At 55.1% G+C, this 11,930-nt stretch carries 18 protein-coding genes; 12 read left to right on the forward strand and 6 right to left on the reverse strand.

Annotation, left to right across the window (positions count from 1 at the left end; all coding sequences use genetic code 11):
• Positions 1-42 precede the first annotated feature (42 nt).
• From ibaG to mlaF, 6 genes are all read right to left on the reverse strand, one after another.
• Complete coding sequence (gene ibaG / locus ACNT1W_RS23740) at positions 43-297, reverse strand: BolA family iron metabolism protein IbaG (RefSeq protein ID WP_012147051.1); 255 nt, start codon at positions 295-297, stop codon at positions 43-45.
• Positions 298-437: 140 nt separating this feature from the next.
• Positions 438-740, reverse strand: coding sequence for a lipid asymmetry maintenance protein MlaB (mlaB, locus tag ACNT1W_RS23745; protein WP_261099279.1), 303 nt, complete (start codon positions 738-740; stop codon positions 438-440).
• A complete protein-coding gene (mlaC, locus tag ACNT1W_RS23750; protein ID WP_218216724.1) occupies positions 740-1,369 on the reverse strand; it encodes a phospholipid-binding protein MlaC in 630 nt (209 codons plus the stop codon). The genes mlaB and mlaC overlap by 1 nt, the downstream gene beginning before the upstream one ends.
• 14 nt (positions 1,370-1,383) lie before the next feature.
• Entirely contained in the window at positions 1,384-1,935 is a 552-nt protein-coding gene (gene mlaD, locus ACNT1W_RS23755; RefSeq protein WP_375189569.1) for an outer membrane lipid asymmetry maintenance protein MlaD, read from the reverse strand.
• A gap of 4 nt (positions 1,936-1,939) precedes the next feature.
• Complete coding sequence (gene mlaE / locus ACNT1W_RS23760; RefSeq protein WP_012147055.1) at positions 1,940-2,722, reverse strand: lipid asymmetry maintenance ABC transporter permease subunit MlaE; 783 nt, start codon at positions 2,720-2,722, stop codon at positions 1,940-1,942.
• A 4-nt stretch (positions 2,723-2,726) separates the two neighbouring features.
• Positions 2,727-3,542 carry a phospholipid ABC transporter ATP-binding protein MlaF gene (gene mlaF / locus ACNT1W_RS23765; protein ID WP_012147056.1) on the reverse strand — a complete coding sequence of 272 codons (816 nt, stop codon included), beginning with the start codon at positions 3,540-3,542 and terminating at the stop codon, positions 2,727-2,729.
• A 4-nt stretch (positions 3,543-3,546) separates the two neighbouring features.
• On the opposite strand from mlaF, the gene ACNT1W_RS23770 reads away from it, so the two are divergent.
• The 12 genes from ACNT1W_RS23770 (at position 3,547) to npr (ending at position 11,892) form a co-directional block, all read left to right on the forward strand.
• The gene (locus tag ACNT1W_RS23770) at positions 3,547-3,825 is read left to right on the forward strand and encodes a hypothetical protein (RefSeq protein ID WP_156779312.1); all 279 of its coding nucleotides are present in this window, start codon (positions 3,547-3,549) and stop codon (positions 3,823-3,825) included.
• Positions 3,826-3,845: 20 nt separating this feature from the next.
• A complete protein-coding gene (locus ACNT1W_RS23775) occupies positions 3,846-4,823 on the forward strand; it encodes a calcium/sodium antiporter (protein WP_012147057.1) in 978 nt (325 codons plus the stop codon).
• Positions 4,824-4,843: 20 nt separating this feature from the next.
• Positions 4,844-5,830, forward strand: a complete 987-nt coding sequence (kdsD, locus tag ACNT1W_RS23780) for an arabinose-5-phosphate isomerase KdsD (RefSeq protein WP_419246240.1) — start codon at positions 4,844-4,846, stop codon at positions 5,828-5,830.
• 17 nt (positions 5,831-5,847) lie between these two features.
• Positions 5,848-6,402 (forward strand): 3-deoxy-manno-octulosonate-8-phosphatase KdsC, encoded by a 555-nt coding sequence (kdsC, locus tag ACNT1W_RS23785; protein ID WP_017894144.1) that lies wholly within the window; start codon positions 5,848-5,850, stop codon positions 6,400-6,402.
• Positions 6,399-6,977 (forward strand): LPS export ABC transporter periplasmic protein LptC, encoded by a 579-nt coding sequence (gene lptC / locus ACNT1W_RS23790; RefSeq protein ID WP_012147060.1) that lies wholly within the window; start codon positions 6,399-6,401, stop codon positions 6,975-6,977. Before kdsC ends, lptC begins: the two co-directional genes overlap by 4 nt.
• Positions 6,946-7,485, forward strand: coding sequence for a lipopolysaccharide ABC transporter substrate-binding protein LptA (gene lptA / locus ACNT1W_RS23795; RefSeq protein ID WP_012147061.1), 540 nt, complete (start codon positions 6,946-6,948; stop codon positions 7,483-7,485). The genes lptC and lptA overlap by 32 nt, the downstream gene beginning before the upstream one ends.
• Before the next feature lie 6 nt (positions 7,486-7,491).
• The gene (lptB, locus tag ACNT1W_RS23800) at positions 7,492-8,217 is read left to right on the forward strand and encodes an LPS export ABC transporter ATP-binding protein (RefSeq protein WP_006317106.1); all 726 of its coding nucleotides are present in this window, start codon (positions 7,492-7,494) and stop codon (positions 8,215-8,217) included.
• A gap of 50 nt (positions 8,218-8,267) precedes the next feature.
• Positions 8,268-9,701 (forward strand): RNA polymerase factor sigma-54, encoded by a 1,434-nt coding sequence (rpoN, locus tag ACNT1W_RS23805; RefSeq protein WP_012147062.1) that lies wholly within the window; start codon positions 8,268-8,270, stop codon positions 9,699-9,701.
• A 23-nt stretch (positions 9,702-9,724) separates the two neighbouring features.
• Positions 9,725-10,012 (forward strand): ribosome hibernation promoting factor, encoded by a 288-nt coding sequence (gene hpf / locus ACNT1W_RS23810; RefSeq protein WP_012147063.1) that lies wholly within the window; start codon positions 9,725-9,727, stop codon positions 10,010-10,012.
• Positions 10,013-10,175: 163 nt separating this feature from the next.
• Entirely contained in the window at positions 10,176-10,637 is a 462-nt protein-coding gene (gene ptsN / locus ACNT1W_RS23815) for a PTS IIA-like nitrogen regulatory protein PtsN (protein WP_012147064.1), read from the forward strand.
• 131 nt (positions 10,638-10,768) lie between these two features.
• Complete coding sequence (rapZ, locus tag ACNT1W_RS23820; protein WP_012147065.1) at positions 10,769-11,623, forward strand: RNase adapter RapZ; 855 nt, start codon at positions 10,769-10,771, stop codon at positions 11,621-11,623.
• Positions 11,620-11,892 carry a PTS phosphocarrier protein NPr gene (gene npr / locus ACNT1W_RS23825; RefSeq protein ID WP_012147066.1) on the forward strand — a complete coding sequence of 91 codons (273 nt, stop codon included), beginning with the start codon at positions 11,620-11,622 and terminating at the stop codon, positions 11,890-11,892. The genes rapZ and npr overlap by 4 nt, the downstream gene beginning before the upstream one ends.
• The last annotated feature ends 38 nt before the right edge of the window (positions 11,893-11,930 follow it).

Raw genomic sequence — 11,930 nt, forward strand, 5'->3', positions numbered from 1 at the left:
ATTATCTAAACTGACGCTGCCCGCCCCGCTGGGCAAACAGCCTTAAAATCCGTTGAGTTTGCGATCTCGCTGCCACTCTTCTGGGGTATACGCCTTGATCGACAAGGCATGAATTCGGTTGTCCGCAATGTATTCCATCAGCGGTGCATACACCGTCTGTTGTTTCTTGACGCGGCTCATGGCGGCAAACAGCTCGCCGACCACGATCACCTGAAAATGGCTACCGTCACCGGTAACATGTGCTTCATCCAGTGCCAATGCTCGCATCAGCACGTCTTTAATCTCGTTATTTTCCATAGTATCCAGTTCTGCATCAAAAGGATCATAATCAGCCTGACATCTTAGTGGAATCAGACGTTTTCTTAAACTAAAGAAAAAGCCCCTGTGTAACAGGGGCTTTCTGAGGCGAAACCGTCTTTAACCAGCCGAAAGTAGGGCTAACCAGCGGTATCGACAGGCATTATTGCTTGCAGGTTGTACAGCGTGATCAAGGTTTTCAGGCGATCGCTGGCACCAGAAATTTTTAATTCCACGCCGTGCTGACGCTGCTGTTCACGCAGATGTACCAGCAATGCCAGCCCGGAAGAGTCCACACGCTGCAATTGCGTAACGTCGAGGACAGTTATATCCGCCAGCAACGTTTCCCGCTGTTCCCACAGCGGCAACAGAGTTTCCCGATCCAGTTCACCGCGCAGGATCAGAGTCTGCTGCTGCGATTCAACGCTGAGTGCCGCAGTCATCAGTTTTTCTGATCCAGCGTGATTGGACGCTGCGCCGCCGCCTGCAGTTGTTTGGTCAGGCCGTCAATCCCTTGGGTACGCAAGGTAGATGCCCACTCGTTTTGCTTGGTGGTAATCATACTGACGCCTTCGGCGATCATGTCATACGCCTGCCAGTAACCGGTCTTGCTGTTTTTGCGCCACTGGAAGTCCAGGCGCACCGGCGGGCGACCGCCCTGGTCAATGATGGTCACGCGGATGGCGACGATATCGGCATTACCCAACGGCTTTTCAGGTTCAATCTGGTAAGTCTGGCCGTGGTACATCGCCAACGCCTGGCCGTAGGCCTGTTCCAGGTAGGCCTGGAATGCGGTGAAGTAAGCTTCACGCTGCGCCGGGGTCGCTTCTTTGTAATAACGGCCCAGTACCAGCGCACCGGCGTATTTAACCTGTACAAAAGGCATCAATTCCTGATGCACCACGGAACGCAGGTAGTTGGGATCCTGCTTGATTTTCGGCTGCTCGGTTTTCAGACGGTTAAAGGTCTTTTGAGCCGCGTCCTGCATCAGGCTGTAAGGATTGGTTTGATCGACCGCGTTCGCCAGCGGCGCAACCACCAGCAGGGCAACCATAAGTAAACGTTTAAACATGCAGGCTTCCTCTCTTAATGAATGGGGGCAGCAGGTTGCGGCGCAGAACCGGCAGCCGGGCTGGCAGCCGCGTCTCCCGCTTTATCTGCGTTATCCTGGCCGCCGCTCTTATACAAGAACTGGCCGATCAGATCTTCCAGAACCATGGCTGATTTGGTGTCTTGAATGGTACCACCGTCCTTCAGAATGGTGGTGCCCATATCCGGGTCTTCAAAACCGACGTTCAGTGCCAGATATTGCTCCCCCAGCAGGCCGGAGGTGCGGATCGCCAGTGAGCTGGTATCCGGTATCTGGTTGAATTTATCCTGGATATCCAGGGCAACGCGCGGCGTATAAGTTTTAGGATCGAGAGAGATATTGGCCACTCGACCAATCACCACGCCGCCGATTTTCACCGGTGAACGTGCTTTCAGACCACCGATATTATCGAAGGTCGCGTAAATACGGTATGTAGGTTCGTTACCGATCGACTTAATGTTTGCCACTTGCAGGCACAAAAACACGACGGCGCACAGCGCAATCAGCATAAATGCCCCAACCCAGATTTCACTCTTCTTCGTTTGCATCGAATCAATTCCCAAACATCAGTGCTGTCAGCACGAAATCCAATCCCAACACCGCCAGTGACGAATGTACCACGGTACGGGTCGTTGCCCGGCTAATCCCTTCAGAGGTCGGTACTGCATCATACCCGTTGAAGATGGCAATCCAGGTCACGGTAATGGCAAATACCACGCTCTTGAGCAGGCAGTTGAGCAAGTCTTTTTTCCACTCTACGGCGCCCTGCATCGCCGACCAGAAGAAGCCACCGTCAATGCCCTTCCAATCCACACCGACTATTGAACCGCCCCAGATACCAATTGCGACAAAGATCAGCGTCAACAACGGCATGCTGATCAAACCGGCCCAGAAGCGCGGTGCGACAATACGCCGCAGCGGGTCGACCGCCATCATTTCCAGGCTGGAGATTTGTTCGGTTGCCTTCATCAGGCCAATTTCGGCCGTCAGCGCGGAACCGGCACGACCGGCAAACAACAGTGCCGTCACCACCGGGCCCAGTTCACGTAACAGCGACAGCGCCACCATCATGCCCAAGCTGGCCTCGGCACTGTAGGTGGTCAGCACCAAATAGCCCTGTAGCCCCAGTACCATGCCGATAAACAACCCGGAAACCATGATAATCAGCAGTGATTGCACGCCTACACTGTGCATTTGCTTGAGCAGCAACGGCCACTGTTTGCGCGGCTCGGGCCGCCCGACCAGCGCGCCCCACAGCATCAATCCGGCGCGTCCAAAACTGGCGCTGGTGTTGATGCCACGGCGTCCTAACGACGCTAACGCCTGTAATAACATCAGCTTATTTACTCCCTAAACCTAACAACTCGGCCTGATAATCGCCAGCCGGATAACGGAAAGGCACCGGCCCATCGGCAATACCATCCAGGAACTGGCGCACGCGTGCATCAGGATTGTTCTGTAATTCTTGCGCCGTGCCTTCGGCAATCACCCGATGATCGGCAACAATGTACGCGTAGTCGGCGATGCTCAGCACCTCAGGTACATCGTGCGAAACCACAATGCAGGTGATGCCCAGCGCGTGATTGAGCTCATCAATCAGCTTCACCAGCACGCCCATGGTGATCGGATCCTGACCGACGAAAGGCTCGTCGAACATGATCATCTCCGGGTCAAGCGCAATCGCCCGCGCCAGCGCCGCACGCCGCGCCATACCGCCGGACAACTCATTGGGCATCAGCTCGGCCGCGCCACGCAGTCCGACCGCCTCCAGCTTCATCATTACCGTACTGCGCAAAATAGGTTCCGGTAAGCGGCTGTGCTCACGCAGCGGATAAGCCACGTTTTCAAACACCGTCAGATCGGTGAACAGCGCGCCTGACTGGAACAGCATGCTCATTTTCTTACGTGCTTCATACAGCTGATGACGGGACAACGCAGGAATGTCGTCGCCATCAAACCAGATCTCACCGCTGTCCGGTGCCAACTGGCCGCCAATCAGACGCAGCAGCGTCGTTTTACCAATACCGGACGGCCCCATGATCGCCGTCACCTTGCCACGGGGAACCGTCAGGTTGATGTCTTCGAATATTAGTCGATCGCCGCGAGAGAAAGTCATGTCGCGAACTTCGACCAGATTCTCTGCCTTCTGGTGCATGTTAATGGATCCTTTGCGGCTTATTTTTGCCAAATCTACCCGCGATGTTAAAGCAACGGGCGCAATGCGTCTCATCTTTACAAAAACTTACCGGCATTTCGTTACCAATGGTGCCATAGGTTTTACTTTTACGCGCCACCCGGTCAAAATTGGCACCATAACGAAAAAAAACGAAAGTGTTCATATATTAGCCGGGAAATCCCGTTGCTGCGGATTTTGCCTGCGCAACGGAGGGCAAAGCAAGATAGCCGAATTACGGCTTTTAACCAACGAACCGGGATAATTCCCAACAAAGGACCCTGCATGTTTCTCGCGATAGTTTTATTAATCGTTGGTTTATTTTTACTGGTGTATGGCGCAGACCGCTTAGTTTACGGTGCTGCGGTGATTTCTCGTTCACTTGGTGTGCCACCGCTGATTATCGGCATGACCATCGTCGGCATCGGCACTTCGCTGCCGGAACTGTTTGTTTCGACCACCGCCGCGCTGAACGGGCAGATAGATATGGCGGTGGGAAACGTAATTGGTTCCAACATCACCAATATTCTCTTGATCCTCGGCGTTGCCGCGCTGATCCACCCGCTGGCTGCACGTTCTGAAGTGTTGCGACGCGAACTGCCGCTGATGTTGGCGGTCACAGTATTGTGCGGTTTCGTGCTGATGGACGGCACGCTAAGTCGGCTGGATGGCGTGGTGCTGTTGGCCGCCGCCGCCATCTTCATTCTGCTGATGTTGAAAATTGCCCGGCTGGCACAGCGTGAAGGCAACGACAGCCTGACCGTGGAACAAATGGCCGAGCTGCCGCAGGACAGCAGCAACACCGTGGCGGTGCTGTGGCTGGTGCTGGCGTTTATCATTCTGCCGCTGTCTTCCAAAATGGTGGTCGATAACGCCACGGTGATCGCGCACTTTTTCGGTATGAGTGAGCTGGTGGTCGGCCTGACCCTTATCGCTGTCGGCACCAGCCTGCCGGAGCTGGCGACCTCCATCGCCGGAGCACTAAAGGGTGAGGATGATATGGCAATTGGCAATATCATCGGCTCCAACATTTTCAATACGGTGATAGTGCTGGGTGTCCCCGCCCTGCTGTCCCCTGGCAGTGTCGATGGCGCCGCCTTCCACCGCGATTACTGGGTGATGCTGGCGGTCAGCATTGTGCTCACCGCCTTGTGCGTTGGGCGTAAACATCGCATCGGTCATCTGGCAGGGGCTCTGTTATTATGTGGCTTTATTGCGTATCTTGCGGTGCTGTTTTTTAACCCTTTCAGTACTTTCGGCTAAACCGACGAGCGGGAATGAGTATGTCGAACATTCAGTTGCAACCAGGCTTTGATTTTCAGCAGGCAGGCAAAGAAGTGCTGCAGATTGAGCGTGACGGGCTGGCTCAGCTCGATCAATACATCAATGCAGACTTTACCCGCGCCTGCGGGTTGATCGCCGAATGCACGGGTAAAGTGGTGGTGATGGGCATGGGCAAATCCGGCCATATCGGCTGCAAGATTGCCGCCACCTTCGCCAGCACCGGCACGCCTTCGTTCTTTGTCCACCCTGCGGAAGCCAGCCACGGTGACCTGGGCATGGTGTCTGCACAGGATATTGTGCTCGCCATCTCCAACTCCGGCGAGTCCAACGAAATCCAGGCGCTGATCCCGGTATTGAAGCGCCAGCAAATCCCGTTGATCTGCATGACCAACAACCCGGAAAGCTCGCTGGGCAAAGCGGCGAATATTCACCTGTGCATCAAGGTGCCACAGGAAGCCTGCCCGCTCGGCCTGGCACCGACCACCAGCACCACCGCCACCCTGGTGATGGGCGATGCGCTAGCCGTCGCCCTGCTGAAAGCCCGCGGTTTCACGCCGGAAGATTTTGCGTTGTCACACCCTGGTGGCGCTCTGGGCCGCCGACTGCTGCTGCGCGTGAGTGATATCATGCACAGCGGCGATGAAATTCCCCACGTCAGCGCCGATGCATCACTGCGCGACGCGCTGCTGGAAATCACCCGCAAAAATCTGGGCATGACGGTCATCTGTGACGATCTGATGAAGATCGCCGGTATCTTTACCGATGGTGACCTGCGCCGGATTTTTGATATGGGTATCAATCTCAACGAGGCCAGGATCGTCGATGTCATGACGCTCGGTGGCGTGCGAGTGCGTCCGAACCTGCTGGCTGTTGACGCGCTGAACCTGATGCAGCAACGTCATATCACCTCAGTGCTGGTTGCCGATGGCGACCAGTTGCTGGGTGTGGTACATATGCATGACATGCTGCGCGCCGGCGTCGTTTAATTATGGAAGAGAACTCAATGAGTCTGGTTGAAACCTGCTACGGGCCTGTAGAACAAGACGTCATGGCGCGCGCCGGTAAAATCCGCCTGCTGATTTGTGATGTCGATGGCGTGCTGTCAGACGGCCTGATTTTCATGGGCAACAACGGTGAAGAACTAAAAGCGTTTAACGTACGCGACGGTTACGGCATTCGCTGCCTGAAAACCTCGGATATTGAAGTGGCAATTATTACCGGCCGCTCCGCCAAGCTCCTGGAAGACCGCGCAAATACCCTCGGTATTACCCACCTTTATCAGGGGCAATCCGATAAGCTTTTGGCCTTCCGCGAACTGTTGGATACACTGTCGCTAACGGCAGATCAGGTAGCCTATATCGGCGACGACCTGATCGACTGGCCGGTGATGGCCCAGGTTGGCCTGGCGGTCGCGGTAGCAGATGCACATCCTCTGTTGCTGCCACGAGCCCACTATATTACCCGCATTGCCGGCGGCCGCGGTGCGGTGCGCGAGCTGTGTGACATTATTCTTTTGGCTCAGAACAAGCTGGAGGACGCCAAAGGGCTGTCGATATGAGTAAAACCAAACTTTGGATCACCATCCTGCTGGCGGTGATCGCATTGGCGCTGATTGGCTGGAACATGACGGATGTCAATGATGATGCCATGCCGGGACCGGCTAACAGTAAAGACCCGACTTATCAGAGCCAGCACACGGTCACCATAGTGTACAATCCGACCGGCAAGCTGAGCTATAAGCTGGTGGCGGAAGACGTAAAGTACTATGAGGCCGACGAATTAAGCTGGTTTACCCAGCCGGTGATGACGCTGTTTGATGAAAACGCGGTGGCCACCTGGTCAGTTCGCGCCGATCGCGCCAAACTGACTAAAGACCGGATGCTGTATCTTTACGGCCATGTCGAGGTGAACAGCCTGACCACCACCTCACAGCTGGAAAAAATTAAAACAGACAATGCTCAGGTGAACCTGGTGACCCAGGATGTGGCTTCGGATGACGAAGTGACGCTCTATGGGACGAACTTCACCTCTAACGGCATGAAAATGCGTGGGAACCTGCGGGCCAAAACCGCTGAGCTGATTGATAAGGTTAAGACCAACTATGAAATTCAGAACCAACAAACCAAGCCGTAATTTGTTGATCGGCAGCTTGATTTTGGCCGCCAGCGCACCCGCCTGGGCGCTGAAGTCCGACTCCAGCCAACCGGTAAGCATTGACTCACTGAAACAGTCTCTGGATATGCAGAGCAACGTCAGCACCTTTACCGATAACGTGGTGATCAAGCAAGGCACTATCGATATCAAGGCAGACAAGGTTGTGGTGACCCGTCCGGGCGGCGATCAGAACAAAACTTATATCGAAGCCTTTGGCAATCCGGTGACCTTCTATCAGATGCAAGACAGCGGCAAGCCGGTGAAAGGCCACGCGCAGAAGGTCCGTTACGATGTGGCGTCGCAGTTGGTGACCCTGACCGGGAATGCCTATCTGGAACAGCTCGACAGCAACGTAAAAGGCGATCGCATCACCTATCTGGTGCAACAGCAGCAAATGCAGGCGTTTAGCGACAAAGGCAAACGCGTGACTACGGTTCTGGTACCGTCGCAGTTGCAAGACAAAAACGGGCAAAAGAAGAGTAACTAATCACTTATGGCTACACTCATCGCAGAAAACCTGGCGAAAGCCTACAAGGGCCGCAAAGTTGTTGAAGACGTCAGCCTGAAAGTGAAATCCGGCGAGATCGTCGGCCTGCTGGGGCCAAACGGCGCCGGCAAGACCACCACCTTCTACATGGTGGTGGGTATCGTTCAGCGTGATGCCGGGCGTATCGTGATTGACGAAGAAGACATCAGCCTGCTGCCGCTGCACGCCCGTGCGCGCCGTGGCATCGGTTATTTGCCGCAGGAAGCCTCTATCTTCCGCCGCCTCAGCGTGTATGACAACCTGATGGCCGTGCTGGAGATCCGTGAAGATCTCAGCAGCGAGCAGCGAGCAGACCGTGCGGTAGAGCTGATGGAAGAATTCCATATCTCCCACCTGCGCGACAACCTGGGCCAGGCGCTGTCCGGTGGTGAACGCCGCCGCGTCGAGATCGCCCGCGCGCTGGCCGCGAATCCGAAATTCATCCTGCTGGATGAACCGTTCGCCGGGGTTGACCCGATTTCCGTTATCGACATTAAAAAAATTATCGAGCACTTGCGTGACAGCGGCCTGGGCGTGCTGATCACCGACCATAACGTGCGCGAAACGCTGGACGTGTGTGAACGCGCCTATATCGTCAGCCAGGGCAAACTGATTGCCCACGGCACGCCGGATGCTATTCTGGCCGATGAGCAGGTGAAACGCGTTTATCTGGGCGAAGAATTCCGCCTCTGAGTGCCAGCGCGTCCTGATGGACGACTGTTAACGGAAGTAGACTGAAGATTATGAAGCAAGGTTTGCAACTCAGGTTTAGCCAACAACTGGCCATGACCCCCCAGCTCCAGCAGGCTATCCGCCTGCTGCAGTTGTCCACGCTTGAGCTCCAGCAGGAGATACAGCTGGCGTTAGAGAGCAACCCATTGCTTGAACAGAGCGACCTGCACGAAGAAGTCGACGCCAAAGAAACTGTCGAAACCGAAGGTTTGGATACCCGCGAGGCGTTGGAACAAAAGGACATGCCCGAAGAGCTGCCGCTCGACGCCACCTGGGACGAAATTTACACCGCCGGTACGCCGTCCGGTACCCGCACCGATTACAGTGACGATGAGCTACCGGTTTATCAGGGCGAGACCACCCAGACCCTGCAGGATTACCTGATGTGGCAAGTGGATCTGACGCCGTTTTCCGACACCGATGCCGCTATTGCCACCTCAATCGTCGACGCCGTTGACGACACCGGCTATCTCACCGTGCCGCTGGAAGACATTCTGGAGAGCCTGGGTGACGATAATGTGACAATGGACGAAGTCGAAGCGGTATTGAAGCGCGTACAGCGTTTTGATCCAGTTGGCGTCGCCGCGCGCGACCTGCGCGATTGTCTGCTGGTTCAGCTTTCCCAGTACGCTAAAGACACGCCCTATCTGGCTGAGGCACGCCTGATCATCAGTGAGCATCTGGACCTGCTGGCTAACCACGACTTTCGCAGCCTGATGCGAACAACGCGCTCAAAAGAAGATACACTGAAAGAAGCGATGTTGCTGATCCAGTCATTGGATCCCCGTCCGGGTCAGTCGATCAACACCGGCGAATCCGAGTATGTGATCCCGGACGTGCTGGTGCGCAAAGTGCAGGATGTCTGGACGGTCGAGCTTAATAGCGACAGCATTCCACGCTTGAAGATCAACCAGCAGTACGCCGCGATGGGCAATAGCGCACGTAACGACAGTGACGGGCAGTACATCCGCAGCAATTTGCAGGAAGCGAAATGGCTGATCAAAAGTCTGGAAAGCCGAAACGACACTCTGCTGAAAGTTTCGCGCTGCATCGTCGAGCAGCAACAGGCGTTCTTTGAACAGGGCACAGAATTTATGAAGCCCATGGTGCTGGCAGATATTGCCCAGGCCGTGGAGATGCATGAATCGACAATTTCACGCGTGACCACGCAGAAGTTTTTGCACAGTCCGCGCGGCATTTTCGAATTGAAATATTTCTTCTCCAGCCATGTGAATACCGACAGCGGGGGCGAAGCTTCCTCTACGGCGATCCGGGCAGTGGTCAAGAAAATGATCGCGGCGGAAAACCCCGCCAAACCGCTCAGCGACAGCAAGCTGGCCACCCTGCTCTCCGACCAGGGGATCATCGTGGCGCGGCGTACCGTCGCCAAGTACCGAGAGTCTTTGTCCATCCCGCCGTCCAACCAGCGTAAACAGTTGGTTTGACCTCTATTGAGAAGGAAGACATTATGCAGCTCAACATTACCGGACACCACATCGAAATCACCGAACCTTTGCGCGAGTTCGTGAACACCAAGTTCGCCAAACTCGAACAGTATTTTGATCGCATAAATCAGGTGTATGTCGTACTTAGTGTGGAAAAAGTGCAGCAGATTGCGGAAGCGACGGTGCACGTGAATGGAGGCGAGTTGCACGCCACCTCGGAAGACGAGAACATGTATGCTGCAATTGATAGCCTGATCGACAAACTGGCGCGTCAATTGAACAAACATAAAGACAAACTGAAACAACACTGACATTCTGGGCCGTTTCCGTCAGCGGGTACGGCTCAAACGTAGCCTCGGCCATCGGCGCGTTACCTGTATGGGTATCGCGCCGATAAGCCATCAAGGGTTAAACAAGGCGAAAAATCACCTCACAAGCCTCCTGCTTGCTGGTGTGGTTTTAAGTGAAGATGAGATGAACAACGAAACAATGCAATTAAGCTCGGTGTTAAACATCGAGTGCACCAGAAGCTCCGTCCATTGCACCAGCAAGAAACGGGCTTTGGAAATTATCAGCGAACTGGCCGCAAAACAGCTCAACCTGTCATCACAGGTAGTATTTGACGCGGTTCTCACCCGCGAGCGCATGGGCAGTACCGGTATCGGCAATGGTATCGCTATTCCCCACGGCAAACTGGAAGAGGACACACTGCGGGCCGTTGGCGTGTTTATCCGTCTCGACCAACCTATCGCCTTTGACGCCATTGATAACCAGCCGGTCGATCTGCTGTTTGCCTTACTGGTACCTGCCGACCAATGTAAAACCCATTTGCATACTCTGTCGCTGGTCGCCAAGCGCCTGGCCGACAAAACCGTATGCCGCCGCCTGCGTGCGGCGCAAAGTGACGAAGAGCTTTACCAAATCATCACCGAGTAACGCCCGGCTGGCGTGACTTCCAGCCCGGATAACGATACTGTTTAGCCACGATGGATCCCGGTTCGGACAGGGATCCTAAAGTTTCTAACGGTGGCGATAAACGCCACTGAGATGCCAGGGGGAGTTGCCACATGGTGCTGATGATTGTCAGCGGCCGTTCCGGTTCAGGGAAATCCGTCGCCTTACGGGCGCTGGAAGACATGGGTTTTTACTGCGTTGATAACCTGCCCGTGGTACTGCTGCCGCAGCTTGCCAATACGCTGGCGGAACGCAATAGCTCCGCTGCGGTAAGCATCGACGTACGTAACATGCCGGAATCGCCGGAAGTGTTTGAATATGCGATGACTCAACTGCCGGACAGTTTTTCGCCGCAGTTGCTGTTCCTCGATGCCGATCGTAATACGCTGATTCGCCGCTACAGTGATACTCGCCGTCTGCACCCGCTATCGAGCAAGAACCTGTCGCTGGAAAGCGCCATCGATGAAGAGAGCGACCTGCTTGAGCCACTGCGCTCCAGGGCCGATCTGATCATCGATACCTCAGAAATGTCAGTGCATGAACTGGCCGAAATGCTGCGTACCCGCCTGTTGGGCAAACGCGAGCGCGAACTGACCATGGTGTTCGAATCCTTTGGTTTCAAGCACGGTATTCCAATCGACGCCGATTACGTGTTTGACGTGCGCTTCCTGCCTAACCCGCACTGGGATCCGAAACTGCGCCCAATGACCGGTCTGGATAAACCCGTCGCCTCGTTCCTCGATCGCCACACCGAAGTGCACAATTTTATCTACCAGACCCGCAGCTATCTCGAACAGTGGTTGCCAATGCTGGAAACCAACAACCGCAGCTACCTGACGGTCGCCATTGGCTGTACCGGCGGTAAGCACCGTTCAGTCTACGTGGCAGAACAGCTGGCCGACTACTTCCGCTCACGCGGCAAAAACGTGCAGTCGCGCCACCGCACGCTGGAAAAACGCAAACAATGACGGTCAAACAAACGGTTGAAATCAAAAACAAGCTGGGGATGCACGCGCGCCCGGCGATGAAGCTGTTTGAGCTGGTGCAGAGCTTTGATGCCGAGGTGATGCTACGCAACGACAGTGGCACCGAGGCCGAAGCCAGCAGCGTGATTGCGCTGCTGATGCTGGACTCCGCGCAGGGCCGTCATATCGAAGTGGAAGCCACCGGCCCGGATGAAGCGAAAGCACTGGCGGCGGTGATCGAACTGATCAATTCCGGTTTTGACGAAGACTAAAGAGTCAGGTGCGCTACATGCAGCGCACCTACTTTACA

Origin of the sequence: Serratia sp. NFX21 (assembly GCF_048517035.1) — a bacterium.
Lineage (GTDB): Bacteria > Pseudomonadota > Gammaproteobacteria > Enterobacterales > Enterobacteriaceae > Serratia > Serratia quinivorans.

What these genes read in the sequence shown, in the direction of transcription:
- ibaG (WP_012147051.1), bottom strand. Translation starts at nt 297, where the DNA reads ATGGAAAATAACGAGATTAAAGACGTGCTGATGCGAGCATTGGCACTG.
- mlaB (WP_261099279.1), bottom strand. Translation starts at nt 740, where the DNA reads ATGACTGCGGCACTCAGCGTTGAATCGCAGCAGCAGACTCTGATCCTG.
- mlaC (WP_218216724.1), bottom strand. Translation starts at nt 1,369, where the DNA reads ATGTTTAAACGTTTACTTATGGTTGCCCTGCTGGTGGTTGCGCCGCTG.
- mlaD (WP_375189569.1), bottom strand. Translation starts at nt 1,935, where the DNA reads ATGCAAACGAAGAAGAGTGAAATCTGGGTTGGGGCATTTATGCTGATT.
- mlaE (WP_012147055.1), bottom strand. Translation starts at nt 2,722, where the DNA reads ATGTTATTACAGGCGTTAGCGTCGTTAGGACGCCGTGGCATCAACACC.
- mlaF (WP_012147056.1), bottom strand. Translation starts at nt 3,542, where the DNA reads ATGCACCAGAAGGCAGAGAATCTGGTCGAAGTTCGCGACATGACTTTC.
- ACNT1W_RS23770 (WP_156779312.1), top strand. Translation starts at nt 3,547, where the DNA reads ATGGATCCTTTGCGGCTTATTTTTGCCAAATCTACCCGCGATGTTAAA.
- ACNT1W_RS23775 (WP_012147057.1), top strand. Translation starts at nt 3,846, where the DNA reads ATGTTTCTCGCGATAGTTTTATTAATCGTTGGTTTATTTTTACTGGTG.
- kdsD (WP_419246240.1), top strand. Translation starts at nt 4,844, where the DNA reads ATGTCGAACATTCAGTTGCAACCAGGCTTTGATTTTCAGCAGGCAGGC.
- kdsC (WP_017894144.1), top strand. Translation starts at nt 5,848, where the DNA reads ATGAGTCTGGTTGAAACCTGCTACGGGCCTGTAGAACAAGACGTCATG.
- lptC (WP_012147060.1), top strand. Translation starts at nt 6,399, where the DNA reads ATGAGTAAAACCAAACTTTGGATCACCATCCTGCTGGCGGTGATCGCA.
- lptA (WP_012147061.1), top strand. Translation starts at nt 6,946, where the DNA reads ATGAAATTCAGAACCAACAAACCAAGCCGTAATTTGTTGATCGGCAGC.
- lptB (WP_006317106.1), top strand. Translation starts at nt 7,492, where the DNA reads ATGGCTACACTCATCGCAGAAAACCTGGCGAAAGCCTACAAGGGCCGC.
- rpoN (WP_012147062.1), top strand. Translation starts at nt 8,268, where the DNA reads ATGAAGCAAGGTTTGCAACTCAGGTTTAGCCAACAACTGGCCATGACC.
- hpf (WP_012147063.1), top strand. Translation starts at nt 9,725, where the DNA reads ATGCAGCTCAACATTACCGGACACCACATCGAAATCACCGAACCTTTG.
- ptsN (WP_012147064.1), top strand. Translation starts at nt 10,176, where the DNA reads ATGAACAACGAAACAATGCAATTAAGCTCGGTGTTAAACATCGAGTGC.
- rapZ (WP_012147065.1), top strand. Translation starts at nt 10,769, where the DNA reads ATGGTGCTGATGATTGTCAGCGGCCGTTCCGGTTCAGGGAAATCCGTC.
- npr (WP_012147066.1), top strand. Translation starts at nt 11,620, where the DNA reads ATGACGGTCAAACAAACGGTTGAAATCAAAAACAAGCTGGGGATGCAC.